Source organism: Paenochrobactrum glaciei (assembly GCF_039522165.1).
In the GTDB taxonomy this organism is placed as follows: Bacteria; Pseudomonadota; Alphaproteobacteria; order Rhizobiales; family Rhizobiaceae; genus Paenochrobactrum; species Paenochrobactrum glaciei.
Map to the genome: position 1 here is coordinate 346,606 of NZ_BAAADE010000002.1, position 16,942 is coordinate 363,547.

Sequence of the window (16,942 nt, forward strand, 5' to 3'; positions counted from 1 at the left end):
CGTTCAAGCTTTGCGAAGTTTGAACGCATTTTATGATGGATATGATAATGGTTGATAGCTGGCAGTTTTGGGCGCTTTTATCGGCAGTTTTTGCGGCCCTTACGGCAATTTTTGCAAAAGTCGGTATTCAGGGCGTTAATTCCGACTTCGCCACGCTGATCCGCACTTTCGTCATTATTGGTGCGTTGAGTGTGTTTTTAAGTGTCTCGGGGCAGTGGCAATCACCCGCCGAGATTTCAGCCAAGTCATGGGTGTTTTTGGTGCTGTCGGGTTTGGCGACAGGCGCTTCATGGCTGGCTTATTTCCGCGCGCTGCAAGTGGGTGACGCAGCCCGCGTCGCACCGGTTGATAAATTGTCGGTCGTGCTGGTTGCTATTTTTGCAGCCGTTTTTCTTGGTGAGCGCATATCGATGATCAACTGGCTCGGCATTGTGCTGATCGGTTGCGGCGTGGTGCTGGTTGCTTTGCGGGTTTAGAAACCCAACCAGACGCGTAACGGGTTATCCGCTTCCAGCATGAGGCGGATAGCCAGACCAAGGCTGACAATAATCAGCAATGGCTTGATAATTTTTGCACCCACCCGCATCGCCAGTGAAGCGCCGATTTGCGCCCCGGCAAATTGGGCAATTCCCATCAAAATTCCGTATTTCCAATTGATTGTCACCACCAAGGAAAAGGCAACAAAGCTGCCCAAATTGGAGGCGCAATTGAGCAATTTTGTGTGCGCTGTTGCTTTTAAAATACCGTAACCGGCCAGTGAGACAAAGGCGAGCATGAAGAGCGAGCCGGTGCCGGGGCCAAAAACACCATCATAAAAACCAATCAGCGGCACGATAGTGATGCCGAACAAAAATGGTTTCATCCGGCTGGTACGGTCGATATCGCTGATATTGGGCTTCAGCATAAAGTAAAGCGCGATCAGAATCAGCAAAACTGGCAAGGCACCGCGAATGATGGAGACAGGCAGGATTGTGGCCAGGAGTGCGCCGAACACTGAACCAATAAGCGACATAAGGGCCGCAGGCCAAAGGGATACAAGATCAATATGGCCTTTGCGCGTATAAGCGATGGTTGCTGATGTGGAGCCGAAAAGACCTTGCAGCTTGTTGGTGCCAAGCGCTTCGACCGGTGGGATACCTGCCAGCAACAATGCCGGAATGGTAATCATGCCGCCACCGCCTGCAATAGAATCAATAATACCGGCAATGAATGCAGCGGCGATGAGAAGCAGGGTTAGCTGGTCGAAAAATTCAAACATGATGCAAGCCGGAGAAAGAATGAAGTGGCAAGGCGGTGTTTAGTCCTGCATTGTCTTAGCGGTTTCGCTGCAATTAAAAAAGAACTTGTTTTCTGAACTAAGGCTTGCCAACACTCATGCCAGCAATGGCTTCAAAAGGGATCGTTACAATGGCTGAAAGCTTGTTTGACCGGATTTATGCATTTCTGTCGAAGAAAAGTGCAGTGCAGCGGGTGGCCGAAGATCCGGCAATGGCAGCAGAGCTTTTGTTGCTGATGCATGTGGTGTTTGCTGATGGTGATCAGCATCCGGCAGAAATTGCAGCTTTTAAAGAGATCGCTTTTGCCAATTTTGGTATTTCCGCCGAAGAGCTGCCGGAAGTGACCGAATATCTCAAAGATTATGCTTATGAGACCAATACGCGACAGGCAGCAGCCATGCTTGCCGAAATGGCACCGGAACGCCGCGTGGCATTGCTGCGAGATTTAATGACGGTTGCTTGCTCGGATAATGAGTTTGATGAAGCGGAAGCAGCATTGATTAGTCGTGTAGCGCAGGTTCTCAATGTCAGCCCGCAGGAGTTACAGGAAGCAAATGCCGCTTCCAAATGCGACCGCTGCTGATGGTGATATTAGGCATCGGCTTCAGCAGTGCAGCAAAGCCTGCTGAAGTGGTTGAGCTGGCGCGTCAGCTATCGGCAGGTCATGAGATTGATGGCATTGCCACCATTGCATCGAAGCGCGGCAGTGCGGTGATTGCAGCGCTGGAAGACGTTTTCAAGGTGCCGGTTTTCTTTTATGAAGCAAGTGCGCTTGAAACTATGACAGAGCGGCTTAAAAATCCGTCAGATCAGTTGTTTAAGCGCATTGGCTGTCATGGTGTTGCGGAGGCTGCGGCTCTCATGGCGGCGGGCAAACAAGCAGTTCTAATCGTTGAGAAAGTAAGCTTTGCCAATGCAACATTTGCATTAGCGCAAACAGGATGAGTTGAAATTATGGTTGTTCATTTTATCGGCGCGGGGCCTGGTGCTGCGGATTTAATTACAGTGCGCGGCCAGCGACTGATTGAGCAATGTCCGGTTTGTATTTACGCGGGCTCTCTGGTGCCGAAAGAATTGGTAGCCTGTGCGCCAGAAAATGCGCTGTTGATTGATAGTTCGACGCTGACCTTGGATGAAATTATCGAGGCCATGCGCGAGGCACATGACAAAGGTTTGGATGTGGCGCGTGTCCACTCCGGTGATCCGTCTATTTATGGCGCAATGGCAGAGCAGATGCGCAGGCTTGATGCGCTTGGCATTGCCTATGATGTGACACCCGGTGTACCGGCTTTTGCAGCAGCTGCTGCGGCCTTAAAACAGGAGCTGACAATTCCAGGTGTTAACCAGTCGATCATTCTGACCCGCACCTCGATGAAATCTTCAGCTATGCCGGAAGGTGAGACGCTCAGTAATCTTGGCCAATCCGGTGCGACATTGGTTATTCATTTGTCGATCCGCAATCTGGCAAAAATCGAAGATGAATTATTGCCGCTTTATGGCGCGGATTGTCCGGTAATTGTGGCTTATCGGGTTGGCTGGCCGGATGAGGCGTTCATCAAAGGCACATTGGCTGATATTCGTGCCAAAATAGAAGAACATGGTGTGAAGCGCACAGCGATGATTTTTATTGGCCGTGCTTTGGATGTCAAAAATTTCCGCGATTCAGCGCTTTATCATGAAAGCCATCAGCATGTGCTGCGCAGCACCGAAATGAAAAACGAATGAACAAAGGCTAATACCGCATCAGTGCTTTCCACGACATGATGCGCAACAGGTTTTGGTCTTTCAATCATCAGCACTTCAATGGATAAGTCACGCGCGGCACGGATTTTTTCATAAGATGCGTTGCCACCTGAATTGCGGCAGACAAGATGGGTGATCTTGTATTGGCGCAACAGGTCATATTCCGCTTCATAATCGGCAGGCTTTGCCAGAATGATCTCGTGATGGCGTGGGAGTGCCACTTCGGCCGGATCAATCATCCGCATGATGAAATGCACATCATCACAGGCTTGAAACGGCGCAATATGCTGGCGGCCAAGCCCTAAAAATGCGCGCGCACCGGCAGGTAGCAGGCGTGCTGCTGCTTCTTCACTTTGAATAAGCTGCCACTTGTCGCCAGATTGCTGTTGCCAGCTTGCACGCTCCAGCCGGATGAGCGGACAGCGGGTTTGATCGGCTGCTTGTTGTGCATTGGCTGAAATCTGTCTGGCGAAAGGGTGGGTGGCATCAATGATGAGCGCAATATTTTGTTGCGTTATATAAGCGCTTAATCCTTCAACGCCGCCATAACCGCCACTGCGCACATTGCCGTCAACGGGTGAGGGGTTCGCCGTTCTGCCAGCCAGCGAAGTGGTGACGGGAAAACCTTGTGCATTTAAGATTTGTGCAAGCTCTGCGGCTTCTGTGGTGCCACCGAGTAAAAGGATGCTTTGATCAGAGACGGGCAAGGATAGTGCCTTTGCGATCTGTTACAATAATCTCGACCTCAACCGGTGCGCCGCGCAACGTGTTGAGAGCAGTTTCCTGTGCTTTTTTAGCAATTGCTTGCGGCAATCCCAGATCAATCTTCTGAGTCATTACAAGCACTTCAAGTGCAGTGTTCGCAGATAGAATCATCTCGCGCATTTCATCGGGTGCGCCCAGCGCTTCGGCTGTCTCCCACAAGAAGCCCATATCAACTTGGCTGCGGGCAGAGTGGAGGTCAAGAGCGCCTTGAGCAAGCTTGGTGAGTTTGGCAAAGCCACCGGCAAGCGTTAATTTGTCAACCGGATGATTGCGCAGATATTTTAATACGCCACCGGCAAAATCGCCCATATCCAAAATGGCAAAATCCGGCAGGTTGTAAATATCTTGTGCTGCTGTTTCCGATGTGGAACCGGTTGCGGCAAGTACATGGTTTTGTTTTTCAGCACGCGCCACATCAATGCCGCGATGGATGGAGTGGATCCATGCCGAGCAGGAAAAAGGATTGACCACGCCGGTGGTGCCTAAAATGGAAATGCCGCCAACAATACCAAGGCGCGGGTTCCATGTTTTTTTAGCAATTTCCTCGCCGTCCGGCACAGAAATCATAATTACCAGATCAGCAGGCAAGCCATATTGAGCGCAGATTTCCTCGCAAATTTCGGTCATCATTTTGCGTGGTACAGGATTAATAGCCGCTTCACCCGGGGGAATCGGTAAGCCCGGACGGGTCACTGTGCCGACACCATCTCCGGCCTGAAAAATAATACCGGTGCCGGGAGGGGCCGGAAAAACCGTTGAGATGATGGTGGCGCCATGGGTCACATCGGGATCATCGCCTGCATCTTTGACAATACCGGCCATGGCATAACCATCGCCCAAACTTTCCAGCACAAGCGGAAAGAAAGGCACTTCGCCTTTGGGTAAAATAATACCGACCGGATCAATGAATTCGCCGGTAATCAGGGCAGTGAGAGCTGATTTGGTAGCGGCTGTTGCACAAGCACCTGTTGTCCAGCCTTTGCGCAAAGCTGGTACATCTTGTTCTGGCTCGTGTTCATTGTCTGGTTCTGTCATGTCACTCATAAAGGTCTTATAATCGATTATCTGGCCGGACACAGAGAAAAATTATGCAAGTGTGATCAATTCACTATTCAATTTCGCTGATTATCCGATAACAGTGATATGAATGAAATTCTATGATGCATGAAGAAGACCGCATGAACAAGCAAACAAGGCAGGATCTGCTGCCGCAAATGGAAAAGGGTCAGGTGTGGCTGGTGGGAGCCGGACCCGGTGATCCCGGTCTTTTGACACTGCATGCCGTGCGTGCGCTTGAGCAGGCGGATGTAATTGTCTACGATGCTTTGGTGGATGAAACCTGCCTGCAATTTGCCAATGAAAATGCGGTGCTTGAATATGCAGGAAAGCGCGGTGGTAAACCATCGCCAAAGCAACGCGATATTTCCTTGCGCCTTGTGGAGCTTGCCCGTCAGAACAAACGTGTTTTGCGCCTGAAAGGCGGCGATCCGTTTGTGTTTGGTCGCGGTGCTGAAGAAGCGCTGACATTGGTGGAACATGGTATCAGGTTTCGCATTGTGCCGGGTGTGACGGCGGGGATTGGCGGCTTGGCCTATGCCGGTATTCCGGCAACGCACCGCACGATTAATCAAAGCGTTACATTTTTAACCGGACATGATGCCAATGGTGTGATGCCGGATAAAATAGATTGGCATAGTATTGCGCGTGGTTCGCCGGTGATCGTCATGTATATGGCGATGAAACATATTGGCGCAATTACCCGCCGGTTGATTGAAGCAGGACGTGCCGCCGATGAGGCAATGGCATTTGTTTGCAATGCGTCGCTCCACAACCAGTTTGTGCTGGAAACCACCTTGGAAAAGGCAGAAAACGCAGTGCGCGAAGCAGGATTGCAGCCGCCTGCCATTGTGGTGGTGGGCGAGGTGGTTAAACTGCGTGAAAGCCTTGACTGGCTGGGCGCTGCCGGTGACCGTGTTTTAACGAGTGAAATACAGACGCGAGAAAATGAACAGGGAGAAATTGCATGAAGGGCTTTGTGATAGCCGCACCATGTTCGGGCTCTGGTAAAACAACCGTAACTTTAGGGCTTTTGCGCGTATTGAAAGATCGCGGCTTGCCGTTGGCTCCGGCCAAGATCGGCCCCGATTATATTGATCCGGCTTTTCATGCCGCAGCCAGTGGCGCAAGATGCTTTAATCTTGACCCTTGGGGCATGCGTAGTGAATTAATCAGCGCTTTGGCAGGGCGCATGACCGAAGGCGGCAAATTACTGATCGCTGAAGGCATGATGGGACTTTATGACGGCGCTATTGACGGCACCGGTTCTGCTGCTGATTTGGCCGAATTGCTGGGTCTGCCGGTTATTCTCGTTGTAGATTGTGCCCGTCAGTCGCATTCAGTTGCAGCTTTGGTGCAAGGTTTTGCCAATTTCCGCCCCGACATTATGGTTGGCGGTGTGATTTTGAACCGTGTTGGCACACCGCGGCATGAAAAAATGCTGCGTGAGGCTTTGAGCCCGCTGGGTATTCCGGTTGTCGGTGCAATTCCTCGCATTGATAGTCTGACCCTGCCGGAGCGTCATCTAGGCCTTGTACAGGCTAATGAACATGGCGATCTGGATGCGTTTATTGATAATGCAGCATCTGTGATGCGGGATCGTCTGGACTTTGTGCAGCTGGAACGTATTTGGAAAAGCGTGCGCTTGCATGGCACAATGGCCAATGTTTCGCGTCTGCCGCCCTTAGGTCAGCATATTGCTGTGGCGCGTGATGATGCGTTTGCTTTTGCTTATACGCATCTGATTGATGGCTGGGTGCGCCGTGGTGCCGAAGTTACATTCTTTTCGCCGTTGAAAGATGAAGCGCCGGCAAAGGATTGCGATGCGGTTTATTTGCCGGGTGGTTACCCGGAATTATTTGCTGAAGCGTTAAGCAATGCGTCGCATTTCAGACAGGAAATGCATCGTCTGGCGGCAGAAAATGTGCCGATTTATGGTGAATGCGGCGGCTATATGATGCTGGGTGAAGCACTGGAAGATGCAAGTGGCAAAAAGCATAAAATGCTGGGTCTGTTGCCGCTGGAAACCAGCTTTGCCAAGCCTCGTCTCAACTTAGGCTATCGTAAGCTGCAACCATTGGACGGTGCGCCATGGCAGACAGAGTTGCGCGGTCATCAGTTCCACTATGCCAATATTGTGCGTGAAAGTGGTGCCGAGCCTTTGTTCCATGTCAGTGATGCGATTGACGAAGATTTAGGCACAGCCGGTTTGCGGCTTGGTTCTGTTTCCGGTTCTTTCATGCATGTGATTGATCTGGCCGGAGATGATCAGTGACCAGATTTGCGATAAGTCGTGAGCCGGAAAAAGTGTTTCATGGCGGCGGCATTGATGCAGCAATCGCTCATTTTGGCGGTGAGTTTTCCGGTTGGCTTGATCTGTCAACCGGCATCAATCCGGAAAGCTTTGTGCTGCCGGAATTGCCGTTGAACCTATGGCATCGTTTGCCGGATGATTATGTGCTGCAAGCGGCTTTAAATGCAGCGCGCGGGTTTTATGGTGCTGATGAGCGCGCGCCACTGGTGGCGGCTCCCGGTACGCAGGCGCTTATCCAGATTATGCCGCTCTTGGCCGATACCGGCGATATGGCGATTTTAACGCCAACCTATCAGGAATATGCGGCAAGTTTTCAGCGTTCCGGCTGGAATGTCCATTCTTGTACCGCCATTGAAGATATTCCGGCACATGTTTCGGTTGTTGTGGTGGTTAATCCGAATAATCCGGATGGGCGTTATATTCCGGCAAAACAATTATTGAACCTGGCAGGTGAGCTTGGCCGTCAGGGGGGCTTTTTGATTGTCGATGAGGCTTTTGCCGATGTGCATGAAGGGGCATCGCTGGTGCCACATGCCATGCATGAGCCGTTGATTGTGCTGAAATCTTTTGGCAAGTTTTTTGGTCTTGCCGGTGTGCGTTTGGGCTTTGCATTCTCCAATCCGTCTATCGCAGAAAAGATTGCTGCGCGTTTGGGGCCATGGGCCGTTTCAGGCCCTGCATTGGCAATTGCACAGGCCGCGTTCAGCCATGACGGTTTGGATAACTTTCGCCGTCGTATTGATGAGCGGCGCGAGGGTTTGTCGGCGGTTTTTGCACGGCAAAAGTTGGAAGAAATCGGCGGCACGGCTTTGTTTTCGCTGGTGCAATCTGAAGAAGCCTATGCCCTGTGGCAGCATTTGGCCGAGCAGCATATTTGGGTGCGCAAGTTTGATTATGCGCCCAATTGGTTGCGGGTGGGGCTTGCCAAAGATCAGTCTGATTTAAAACGTCTGGAAGATGCTCTTTCGACATTTAAAGCTTGAAGATTTGATTCAAGGTTTAAGGCTAAGCTTATGGAACTAAAGCTGATTATATTATTTTTTGCGGTTTTCTTAGACCGTATAATCGGCGATCCGGCTTGGATGTGGGCGCGTGTTCCGCATCCCGTCATGCTGTTTGGTAAGCTGATCAGCTTTTTTGAAAAGCGCCTTAATCATAAGGGCATATCACCTCAAAGATTACGTCTGCGCGGCACATTTTCTTTTATTTTTCTGATGCTGCTGGTGGGCGCTCTGGCCTTTGGCGTACAGTTATTTTTGCGTGAAACTGGTCTTGCAGGGGCTGTTGTCGAAGCCCTGATTGTCATGGTTTTTCTGGCGCAAAAAAGTCTGGCTGATCACGTACAGGCCGTGGCAACAGGACTTCGTGAAGGTGGCTTGGCGAAAGGGCGCTACGCGGTTTCGATGATTGTCGGGCGTGATCCGGAAGGCTTGGATGAAGGCGGAGTATCGCGTGCAGCCATTGAAAGTCTGGCGGAAAATGCCTCCGACGGCGTTGTGGCACCAGTCTTTTGGTATCTGGTTTTAGGCTTACCGGGGCTGCTGGTTTACAAGCTTGTGAATACAGCCGATTCCATGATTGGCCATATGAATGAACGCTATCTTTATTATGGTTGGTTTGCGGCCAGATTTGATGATTTGGTCAATCTTATCCCTGCGCGGCTCACGGGATTTTTAACGGTTATCGCAGTTTTGGTAACCCGTGGTTTGTCACAGGCGAAAAAATGTTGGCATGTGATGTGGCGCGATGCTGGTTCGCACCGCTCGCCCAATGCTGGTTGGCCGGAGAGTGCATTTGCGGCTGCCCTTGGTTTGGCGCTGGCAGGGCCACGCCACTATTATGGCAAACTGGTTGCAAGCCCGACCCTTAATGAGGGAGGGCGCAGAGAGGCAAATGCGGATGATATTGCCGCGGCAGTAACGCTTTTCTGGCACACAATGACGGTGATGGGCATTGCAATCGGTGTTGCAGCGCTTGTTGCGTGGTTGGTTTAATTTTCAACCGGCGCGAAATTTTGTCCGTTAAAACGATGTAACCGGTTTGGATTGTCGCTGCGCATGCCGTTTTGGTTAAAGCGAATAGTACCAAGAACGGTTTCAAAGGCAATGGAGGTTAAAATCTCTGCAATCGGGACAAGTTTTGCTTGTGCCTGTGCAATGGCTTGATCGGCTATTTGCAGCGAGGCAAAACCGGTTGTCAGTGTGGTTTCGACAATTTCGCCTTGCGCGAGCATATCCTGCTTGAAATTCTGCGCTGATTTCAGATTGTCCGGCGAGAGCGGCGCAACCATATAAGTATCAGTGGAAAGCTTGATATCGGGCGCTGCTGCATTAAAAAGCGAGCCACCGGCAATAATCAGCAGATAATTGAGTGACTGAGCACTGTGCGCAATCGCTGCTGCATCATCGGCTTGTCCGCCAACAAAGACATGGCTGGCACCTGCACGGCGCAAACGCGAGACCAGAGCACTTTGATTATCAAGGCCGGGGCGATAGGTGTCGGTAAAGACAGGTTCGAGCTGTTGCTCTTTCAGTGCGTGCAAGACACCGGCTGCCAGTTCACGCCCTTCAATCGTGCCATCATCAATCACGGCGAAAGCTTCTTGCTTCCAAAGACTGCCAAGGGCTGAGCCAATAGCGGCAATTTCTTTGTCCATGCCGGTGCTGAGACGGAAAACCGGCGGTGAAACCGGTTTTCTTTTTTCCGTCAATGTGCGTTCCTGCACGCCGCTGCTGAGAACGGGAATGTGGTTTTGTTGCAAAAGCGGTAGTGCTGCTTCCAATGCTTCGCTGCATAAAAAGCCTGTAACCAGACTGACATTTTCTTTAATAAAAATATCTGCGGCTTGTTTTCCGCCTTCAGCCGAGCAAGAATCATCTGCAATGATCAATGAGGCTGTGTTTGAATGAGCTTGCTTGGCGCCTTTGATCAATTGTTCGCCGAGCATTGAAAAAGAACCGGATAAAGGTGCCGCAACGCCGATTTTATTTTCATCGGCGCGTGCAGGCGCTGCCACATGAAATGTTGCAGACAGAAAACTCACTATTATCAGGGCTTTTGCAGAGCCGGACATCATGGTGGAACGATCTTGTTTAAAGCGATTGAAAACTCGAAAATAACATAAATGTGGGTAGCGGTTTAAGAGGCTTCGTGCAATGCCTCATATAAAATAACAAGAAACATCTTGCTCAATTGGTATGGATTGCCGTATTGAGCGGTGTAAATTGAACGCATATTGATATATTCAGGGTGAAAACGTGCAAAGCGTGAAGGTAACAGGTCTGGAAAGTACCGCAGTCGAACCGCAGGCATATCGCAATGCGATGAGCCATTTTGCCGGTGCCGTACAATTGGTGACAACAGATGGTGAGGCTGGCAGACGTGGTCTTACCCTGACGGCGTGCTGTTCTGTTTCGGATAATCCGGCAACTGTGCTGGTTTGTTTGCAGAAGATGCATGAATATAACAAACTGTTCATGGAAAATGGTGTTTTTGCCATCAATACATTGTCAGCCGCCCATCAGAAATTATCGGATGCTTTTTCAGGCCGTTTTCAGATGTCGCAGGATGAGCGTTTTGATTTGGGTGAATGGCAGACATTGGTAACCGGTGCGCCGGTTTTAACTGATGCGCTGGCTTCGTTTGATTGCCGTATCACCAGCGTTCAGGATCACTCCACGCATTATGTGGTGTTTGGCGAAGTTGTTGGTGTTTCACAAAAAACCGATGAAGAAGCGCTGATTTATCTTAATCGCCGCTATCATACGCTGCCGCTTTAAGTAAAAGAGGGTTGCGACATATTTCGGGGGGAGGTCAGGCCGTGGCAAGATTTTTAAAACGCAGCACTTTGCTGGCAGCATTGATCAGTGCCGGTCTGGTGCATACGGCATCTGCCGCAGCTTTACCTGCCTATAAAGATGAGTTTTTCGCTTATCCCGCAGTGATTTCTTCTAAAGATAACGGCGCTTATCAGGTCATTGATTATGATGAGATGCGCGATATTAATGGCCGTGATGCCATTCCTGAAAAGCGCGTTAAAGATGATTATGTCAGCTTGCGTGCGCGTGCCAATCAGCAGGATCTGGTGTTTAAAACCGAGGCCGGCAACGTCAAGGCCATGGCGGCTGGTAAGCTGAAAAATGCGTCTTTCATTGTTATTTATTTGCACGGACGTGGTGGTAATCGCCATCAGGGCATGAATGATTTTACCTTTGGTGGTAATTTTAACCGCGTCAAATATTTGACAAGCCAGAATGGCGGGCTTTACGTTACGCCGGAATTTAAAGATTTTGCCGATCAGGGCGAAGCACAGATTGCTGCTTTAATTACCGCTCTCAAATCACAATCACCATCGGCACAGCTGGTTTTATCCTGTGGTTCGGCAGGTGGTGCCTTGTGCTGGCGCATTGCCGCCAATGAACAGGCTGCTTCGCATTTAAACGGTTTGGTACTGCTTGGCTCTTTATGGGATGACGGCTTTTTGAAAACGGCAAGCTTCAAACGTCGTTTGCCGGTTTTCTTAGCGCATGGCAGTCGTGATCCGGTTTTTGCCGTTGCTGATATGGAAGCTTTTTATCAAAAGCTGAAAAAATCGGCTGGTAATTATCCGGTGCAATTTCGTCGCTTTGAAAGCGGCAATCACGGCACACCGATCCGGATGGCGGACTGGCGTGAAATTTTAAACTGGATTTTGAAATAAAGAGGCAATCAGCTGTGCAATTTTGCATTAAATATTGCGCTGTGACCTTCCTGCCACTCGACAATTCCAGAAAAGCGAATAGTTATTTCAGTTAAATTTTGCCCCCTTCAGTCTATGTGAGGAATGCTATGCTTGGTCGCGCCCGCACCGGAACCCGCTTTATTATACTGGCGATGATCGCGCCTTTGGTTGCAGCTTGTACAACAACAACCGCACCTAAAGGAACGACAGGCGCGACACAGCCTAAGGCCCAGATGCCGATTTCCGGTTCAGCTTCTTCATCCGGCTTTTTTGCCCCTGTGACCAAATATGTTGAGCCATCACTGGCTGATCCTTGCATCACTGCTGCAGCCAATAAATATTTCCTGCCTGAAAAAGTAATCTCGGCAGTTGATTCACGCTCCGGTGCTGCTGGCGGAACTGATGTAATTTTGAAAGTAGACTTACGTAGCGCTGTTTGCTCGGTCACCGCAAAAGGCACCGTTCGCTCTGTTGTTGATACAACACCAATGAGTGCTGATCAGGCTGCCGCTAATGCTGCAGCCGCTGCGGCTGCTGCCAATAAGGCGCCTGCTAAGAAGGCTGAAGTTGTAAAAGCTTCGGCTAAAGGTAAGGCAAAAGCCAAATAAGATATATTTCCATTACAAAAAGGCAGGGATTTCCCTGCCTTTTTTATATCTGCAATTTACTTGAAGTCTTGAGGGCGATGTTCGTCGCCATACCAGCGCGGCGTATAGGTCCATTTTTGCCCCATGGCGCGGTCAAATGTCCGTGTCAGACTGGAGCCGACCAGCACAACCGTGCGCATATCCACCATGTCGGAATGTAATTCACTAAGAGTGATATGGCGTAAGCTTTCCGCAGGGCGGCCGATATCGCGTGCCAATATGACTGGTGTTTCCGGCGCCCGCAGCTGGCGTAATTTTTCAATTGCTTGACCTAATTGATGCGGGCGTGCCTTGGAAACCGGATTGTAAAACGCCATCACCATATCGGCTAAAGCGGCATGGTGGATGCGGTTTTCAATCACGCTCCACGGCTTTAAGTTATCCGAGAGCGAAATGATGCAGAAATCATGCCCCAATGGTGCGCCGGCCTTGGCCGCTGCCGACATGGCAGCAGAAATGCCGGGCTGAATGACCAGATCAACCGCGTGCCAGCTTGGATTGTCGCTTTGGTCAAGCGCTTCCATCACAGCTGTCGCCATGGCAAAAACGCCCGGATCGCCGGAAGAGACCATCACCACAGAACGCCCTGATGCCGCGAGTTCAAAAGCATGACGGGCACGTTGCATTTCTTCGCGATTGTCGGTTGCATAAATGCGCTGGTCGTCGCGCAAGGTTCCGGCCATTTTAATGTAGGTTTCATAGCCAAGTAAATCTTGCGCTTGGGCAAGCTCTGCTAAAACCGCAGGTGTGGTGAATTGCTTGTTGCCGGGCCCTAAGCCAATGACGCTGAGACGACCGCGCGGACGACCGCACAAGACAATATCTTGCGGTGTGTCGGCGATTGCGATTGTCACTTGGCTTTCTTCAATCAGTCTTACAGGTTCATCGACACTTAGCGGGGTAAGCGCACCGTCTGTTTCGACAAAGCGTAATGGCAAACCGGATTGTGCGGCAAAGCGACGAATATCGTCATTGTTGCAATCATGTTCATGGGCAAGGATCAGCGCTAATGAGGCTGAAGCCAATCCGGCATTTGTTAAGATTTTCGCTACATGGTCATGTAAATTCGCACATGGTTTTTCAATGCCAATGACGATAGTGCGCGGGTGATAAACCAGCTCATTGTCGCTTGGGCTTGTGATTTCCGCTGTGACACGGATTGTTAAATCGCCATCATCGTGGAGCGGTAATTTAGAGCGTCTGATCCATTGTGACTGACCGACCAGCCGTAAAGCTGCACCTGCCAGTAAATCAGAGGTGAATGTTTTGGCCATTTCAGGATTGGCTAAAACCATATCAACGGGCGGATGCAACAGGTTGATGCCAAAGCGCAATTCGCCGCTGGTAGTAATGGCGGGTTTTACATTAAAGGCCTTGGCAATGGTTTTTGCCATATCGTTGACGCCGGTCAGGCCGCCAAGTAGCGGCACAACTGCACTGCCATCTTCGGCTATGCTTAAAACCGGCGGCTCGGCCTGTTTGTTGCTGAGCAGGGGCGCAAGTGCGCGAATGATGATGCCGCTGGCGCATAAAACGATCAACGGTCGGCCTTCCTGATAAAGTGCGCGTAATGTATCGCCAAAATGCGGATAGGCTTTGTCAGCCCCTTGAACGCGGCCTTCAAGCCCCCAGATTTCTGCGCCTTGATAAAGGTCTTTAATGGTTTTGGCGGTTTCTAAGCTTGCCTGACCCAAAATTAAAATGGCGGGCGCGCTGGTCATAGGCCGTTCCATTTTTCACCCGGTACAAGGATCAGCGAGAAATACGGACATTCATCGGCATTGACTTCATCAAGCGGGATAATGCGCTGATTTTGCATGGTGGCGCGCTCAATATAGAGTGCACGTTCCAGCAAGCCTTCCTCACGCAAAACATCACGTACTTTGGCAAGGTTTTTACCCAGTTTCATGATGGCGCAGGCATCTGTGGCACGGATTTTTTCGCGCAATTCTTCATGGCTCATCACGCCGGAGAGAATGCTCAAAACCTGATTGCGGTAGCATAAAGGTGCACCAAGCACGGCCGATGCACCCAGCACCGAGCATACACCCGGCACAACATGGGTTTCAAAGCGCTGTGCCAAACGGTCATGAATATACATGAACGAGCCGTAGAAAAACGGATCACCTTCAGCAATCACCGCAACATCCTGACCCGCATCCAGATGCGCGGCCAATTGATCGGTGATTTCGGTATAAAAATCACTGACAATCTGCTCGTAATTCATATGGTCGGGCAGTTTTTCGGTGGTGACGGGATAAACCAACGGAATGAGGGTCTGCTCAGGCGATAAAAACTCTTCGACGATGCTTAAAGCATTGCCTTTTTTGCCTTTAGCCGCGTGATAGGCAACAACCGGCGAGGCTTTCAACAGGCGCAATGCTTTGAGCGTCATCAGTTCCGGATCACCGGGGCCAACGCCTAAACCATAGAGTTTACCCTTGGGAGAGGTATTCATTATTCCTTCTCCGAAGCAAGGGCATTGATAGCGGCTGCGGCCATGGCACTGCCGCCACGACGACCGCGCACAATCACAAAAGGCACGCCGCGGCTATTAGCGGCCAGTTCATCTTTCGATTCAACCGCGCCGACAAAACCAACAGGCATACCAATGATGAGTGCAGGTTTTGGCGCGCCCTGATCAATCATTTCCAACAGGCGGAAAAGGGCGGTCGGTGCATTGCCGATGGAAACGACACTGCCTTCCAGATGCGGCAGCCATAATTCAAGCGCTGCGGCGGAGCGTGTATTGCCAAGTTTTTTGGCCAGTTCCGGCACAGAAGGGTCGTTAAGGGTACAGATGACCTGATTGTTAGCAGGCAATCTTGCGCGCGTCACACCTTCGGCAACCATGCGTGCGTCACAAATAATCGGTGCGCCGTTCAGCAATGCATCACGTCCGGATTTACCTGCACCGTCTGAAAATACCAGATCGTCAATCACATCAACCATGCCGGAAGCATGAGCTACGCGCACAGCGAGCTTTTCCATGTCAGCCGGAATGTTGGCCAGATTGGCTTCAGAGCGAATGATGGCGAAAGAGCGATCATAAATCGCCTGTCCGTCACGGATATAATCAGACATTACCGGTTCCCGTATTTTTGGATATAGGGTGTTGTTGCAGCAGTTTAGCTGCATCCTGAATTGTTATATTGCTGGCCAATAGCGTTCCAAAGCGTGATCGTCCAGTTTTGTCTTGCAAAAAGAGATCATAATGTTGTGGCTTGGTGGCTAAAAGTGTGACCGGCAGGGCACTTAACGAAGCGCAGGATTTGGCGCAGCCGGTTAAATGAATAAACGGCATTGTTTGTTGCCCGAGCAGCTGTGCCAATTGTTTGGCATCATCTTGCGTGTCAGTGAGTGCTGAGCCGCAGCCTTTGGAGCCTGAACAAGCACGGATATTGGCTGCAATGGCGTGGCTTTCACTGGTAAAGCCTGCATCATGCAATTGCTGTAATAAAGCGGGTGCTTTTATCGCATCAATATGAGGAATGATAAAACTCTGCCACGGCGTTAGGCAAAAATAATCCGAACCGGCAGCAAGAGCAATGATGCCAAGTTTTTGCATTTCATGCGGAGACAACCGGCCTAAAAACGGCGTTGCACCGACATAGTTTTGAGTTTTATCGCTTTGGGCGTGTTGCCCGAGATGGGCGAATGCTTTTGCTTCTTGGCGCTGCCAATGATCTGTTTGGATAAGCCCGTTAAACTGTTTTTCTATTGCAGCCATCCATTCTTCATGGCTGATATGAACCAATAACTGCTTCATGCGGCTGATGTTGAATTGTTCGGCTAAGGTCAGAAATGTGTCCAGACAAGCAGAGACAAAGGCAAGCGCATCGGTTGTTTTAATCTGATAGGCGGATTGCAAAGGTGTTGAGGCAAAGCCAAAAGCATAATGTTCACCATCTGCACAGGCGCTCAGCCAGATATCGCTGGCATGGGTGGTGATAGCGCAAGCCTCGCCACCATCAATTAGCAGCGAAAATTTCGGCGATAATGCATGATAGCGCGGCGTTAATTGCAAAATGCGCAGTAAATCATGCGCAAGCTGCGTGGTATCAGTGTGCTGATTTGCATCAATGCCAGCGGTTGGGTTGACCATGACATTGCGCACATCATCGCCCTCAGCTTTCAGCGGCCCCAAGCCACATGCCAGTAAGGCTTCGATCAGTGCTTCGCGGTTTTCTGGTTTTACGCCGCGCAATTGCAGATTGGAGCGAATCGTCAGCTCAATAATGCCGTTGCCATATTGCTCGCTTAACCGTGCAATTTCTTCTGCCTGCGCACATGTTATTCGGCCAAGTGGCAGTTTGATGCGGCAGATATGCCCGTCCAATGCGCTGGTCATGCGGAATAATCCGGGACAAGCGCTGCGGCGGTCAGGAGAATGCGGGTTTTGAGGCAGGTTTGCTGGCAT

At 50.5% G+C, this 16,942-nt stretch carries 19 protein-coding genes; 11 read left to right on the forward strand and 8 right to left on the reverse strand.

The features are described 5' to 3' along the window. Window positions 1–47 precede the first annotated feature (47 nt). A complete protein-coding gene (locus tag ABDZ76_RS07970) occupies window positions 48–476 on the forward strand; it encodes an EamA family transporter (protein WP_343804096.1) in 429 nt (142 codons plus the stop codon). On the opposite strand, the gene ABDZ76_RS07975 is transcribed toward ABDZ76_RS07970, so the two are convergent. Beyond that, window positions 473–1,258 carry a TSUP family transporter gene (locus ABDZ76_RS07975; RefSeq protein WP_343804099.1) on the reverse strand — a complete coding sequence of 262 codons (786 nt, stop codon included), beginning with the start codon at window positions 1,256–1,258 and terminating at the stop codon, window positions 473–475. The two genes, ABDZ76_RS07970 and ABDZ76_RS07975, sit on opposite strands and share 4 nt — an antisense overlap. Window positions 1,259–1,407: 149 nt before the next feature. Between ABDZ76_RS07975 and ABDZ76_RS07980 the strand changes: the two genes are divergently transcribed. The 3 genes from ABDZ76_RS07980 to cobM are packed head-to-tail and all read left to right on the forward strand — an operon-like array spanning window position 1,408 to window position 3,002. Further along, window positions 1,408–1,860, forward strand: a complete 453-nt coding sequence (locus ABDZ76_RS07980; RefSeq protein ID WP_343804102.1) for a tellurite resistance TerB family protein — start codon at window positions 1,408–1,410, stop codon at window positions 1,858–1,860. Next, on the forward strand, window positions 1,860–2,222 hold the full coding sequence (locus ABDZ76_RS07985; RefSeq protein WP_343804105.1) for a cobalamin biosynthesis protein: 363 nt from the start codon (window positions 1,860–1,862) through the stop codon (window positions 2,220–2,222). Before ABDZ76_RS07980 ends, ABDZ76_RS07985 begins: the two co-directional genes overlap by 1 nt. Window positions 2,223–2,231: 9 nt before the next feature. Further along, window positions 2,232–3,002, forward strand: a complete 771-nt coding sequence (cobM, locus tag ABDZ76_RS07990; RefSeq protein WP_343804108.1) for a precorrin-4 C(11)-methyltransferase — start codon at window positions 2,232–2,234, stop codon at window positions 3,000–3,002. Here the strand turns inward: cobM and ABDZ76_RS07995 are convergent. Beyond that, window positions 2,963–3,727, reverse strand: coding sequence for a cobalt-precorrin-6A reductase (locus tag ABDZ76_RS07995; RefSeq protein ID WP_343804111.1), 765 nt, complete (start codon window positions 3,725–3,727; stop codon window positions 2,963–2,965). The genes cobM and ABDZ76_RS07995 overlap by 40 nt on opposite strands. Next, window positions 3,714–4,829: a cobalt-precorrin-5B (C(1))-methyltransferase gene (locus ABDZ76_RS08000; protein WP_343804114.1), complete on the reverse strand. Its 1,116-nt coding sequence runs from the start codon at window positions 4,827–4,829 to the stop codon at window positions 3,714–3,716. Before ABDZ76_RS08000 ends, ABDZ76_RS07995 begins: the two co-directional genes overlap by 14 nt. A gap of 113 nt (window positions 4,830–4,942) precedes the next feature. Between ABDZ76_RS08000 and cobA the strand changes: the two genes are divergently transcribed. Genes cobA through cbiB form a run of 4 tightly spaced genes read left to right on the forward strand, consistent with a single transcriptional unit; the run spans window position 4,943 to window position 9,149 of the window. Next, window positions 4,943–5,812: a uroporphyrinogen-III C-methyltransferase gene (gene cobA, locus ABDZ76_RS08005; RefSeq protein ID WP_343804117.1), complete on the forward strand. Its 870-nt coding sequence runs from the start codon at window positions 4,943–4,945 to the stop codon at window positions 5,810–5,812. Beyond that, window positions 5,809–7,116, forward strand: coding sequence for a cobyrinic acid a,c-diamide synthase CobB (locus ABDZ76_RS08010; protein ID WP_343804119.1), 1,308 nt, complete (start codon window positions 5,809–5,811; stop codon window positions 7,114–7,116). Before cobA ends, ABDZ76_RS08010 begins: the two co-directional genes overlap by 4 nt. Continuing rightward, window positions 7,113–8,138 (forward strand): threonine-phosphate decarboxylase CobD, encoded by a 1,026-nt coding sequence (gene cobD / locus ABDZ76_RS08015; protein ID WP_343804121.1) that lies wholly within the window; start codon window positions 7,113–7,115, stop codon window positions 8,136–8,138. The genes ABDZ76_RS08010 and cobD overlap by 4 nt, the downstream gene beginning before the upstream one ends. Before the next feature lie 30 nt (window positions 8,139–8,168). Continuing rightward, window positions 8,169–9,149, forward strand: a complete 981-nt coding sequence (cbiB, locus tag ABDZ76_RS08020; protein WP_343804123.1) for an adenosylcobinamide-phosphate synthase CbiB — start codon at window positions 8,169–8,171, stop codon at window positions 9,147–9,149. Here cbiB and ABDZ76_RS08025 read toward each other — a convergent pair. Continuing rightward, the gene (locus tag ABDZ76_RS08025) at window positions 9,146–10,231 is read right to left on the reverse strand and encodes an ABC transporter substrate-binding protein (protein ID WP_343804125.1); all 1,086 of its coding nucleotides are present in this window, start codon (window positions 10,229–10,231) and stop codon (window positions 9,146–9,148) included. The two genes, cbiB and ABDZ76_RS08025, sit on opposite strands and share 4 nt — an antisense overlap. A gap of 247 nt (window positions 10,232–10,478) precedes the next feature. Here ABDZ76_RS08025 and ABDZ76_RS08030 point away from each other — a divergent pair, with 247 nt between their 5' ends. From ABDZ76_RS08030 to ABDZ76_RS08040, 3 genes are all read left to right on the forward strand, one after another. Then, on the forward strand, window positions 10,479–10,934 hold the full coding sequence (locus tag ABDZ76_RS08030) for a flavin reductase family protein (RefSeq protein ID WP_343804728.1): 456 nt from the start codon (window positions 10,479–10,481) through the stop codon (window positions 10,932–10,934). Between the two features lie 41 nt (window positions 10,935–10,975). After that, window positions 10,976–11,854, forward strand: a complete 879-nt coding sequence (locus tag ABDZ76_RS08035; RefSeq protein WP_374844580.1) for an alpha/beta hydrolase — start codon at window positions 10,976–10,978, stop codon at window positions 11,852–11,854. Window positions 11,855–11,982: 128 nt separating this feature from the next. Next, window positions 11,983–12,483, forward strand: a complete 501-nt coding sequence (locus tag ABDZ76_RS08040; protein WP_343804127.1) for a hypothetical protein — start codon at window positions 11,983–11,985, stop codon at window positions 12,481–12,483. Window positions 12,484–12,539: 56 nt separating this feature from the next. On the opposite strand, the gene cobJ is transcribed toward ABDZ76_RS08040, so the two are convergent. The 4 genes from cobJ to cobG are packed head-to-tail and all read right to left on the reverse strand — an operon-like array spanning window position 12,540 to window position 16,942. Beyond that, window positions 12,540–14,255, reverse strand: a complete 1,716-nt coding sequence (gene cobJ / locus ABDZ76_RS08045; protein WP_343804129.1) for a precorrin-3B C(17)-methyltransferase — start codon at window positions 14,253–14,255, stop codon at window positions 12,540–12,542. After that, complete coding sequence (locus ABDZ76_RS08050; RefSeq protein WP_343804131.1) at window positions 14,240–14,980, reverse strand: precorrin-2 C(20)-methyltransferase; 741 nt, start codon at window positions 14,978–14,980, stop codon at window positions 14,240–14,242. The genes cobJ and ABDZ76_RS08050 overlap by 16 nt, the downstream gene beginning before the upstream one ends. Next, window positions 14,980–15,606 carry a precorrin-8X methylmutase gene (locus ABDZ76_RS08055; protein ID WP_343804133.1) on the reverse strand — a complete coding sequence of 209 codons (627 nt, stop codon included), beginning with the start codon at window positions 15,604–15,606 and terminating at the stop codon, window positions 14,980–14,982. The genes ABDZ76_RS08050 and ABDZ76_RS08055 overlap by 1 nt, the downstream gene beginning before the upstream one ends. After that, complete coding sequence (cobG, locus tag ABDZ76_RS08060) at window positions 15,599–16,942, reverse strand: precorrin-3B synthase (protein ID WP_343804135.1); 1,344 nt, start codon at window positions 16,940–16,942, stop codon at window positions 15,599–15,601. The genes ABDZ76_RS08055 and cobG overlap by 8 nt, the downstream gene beginning before the upstream one ends.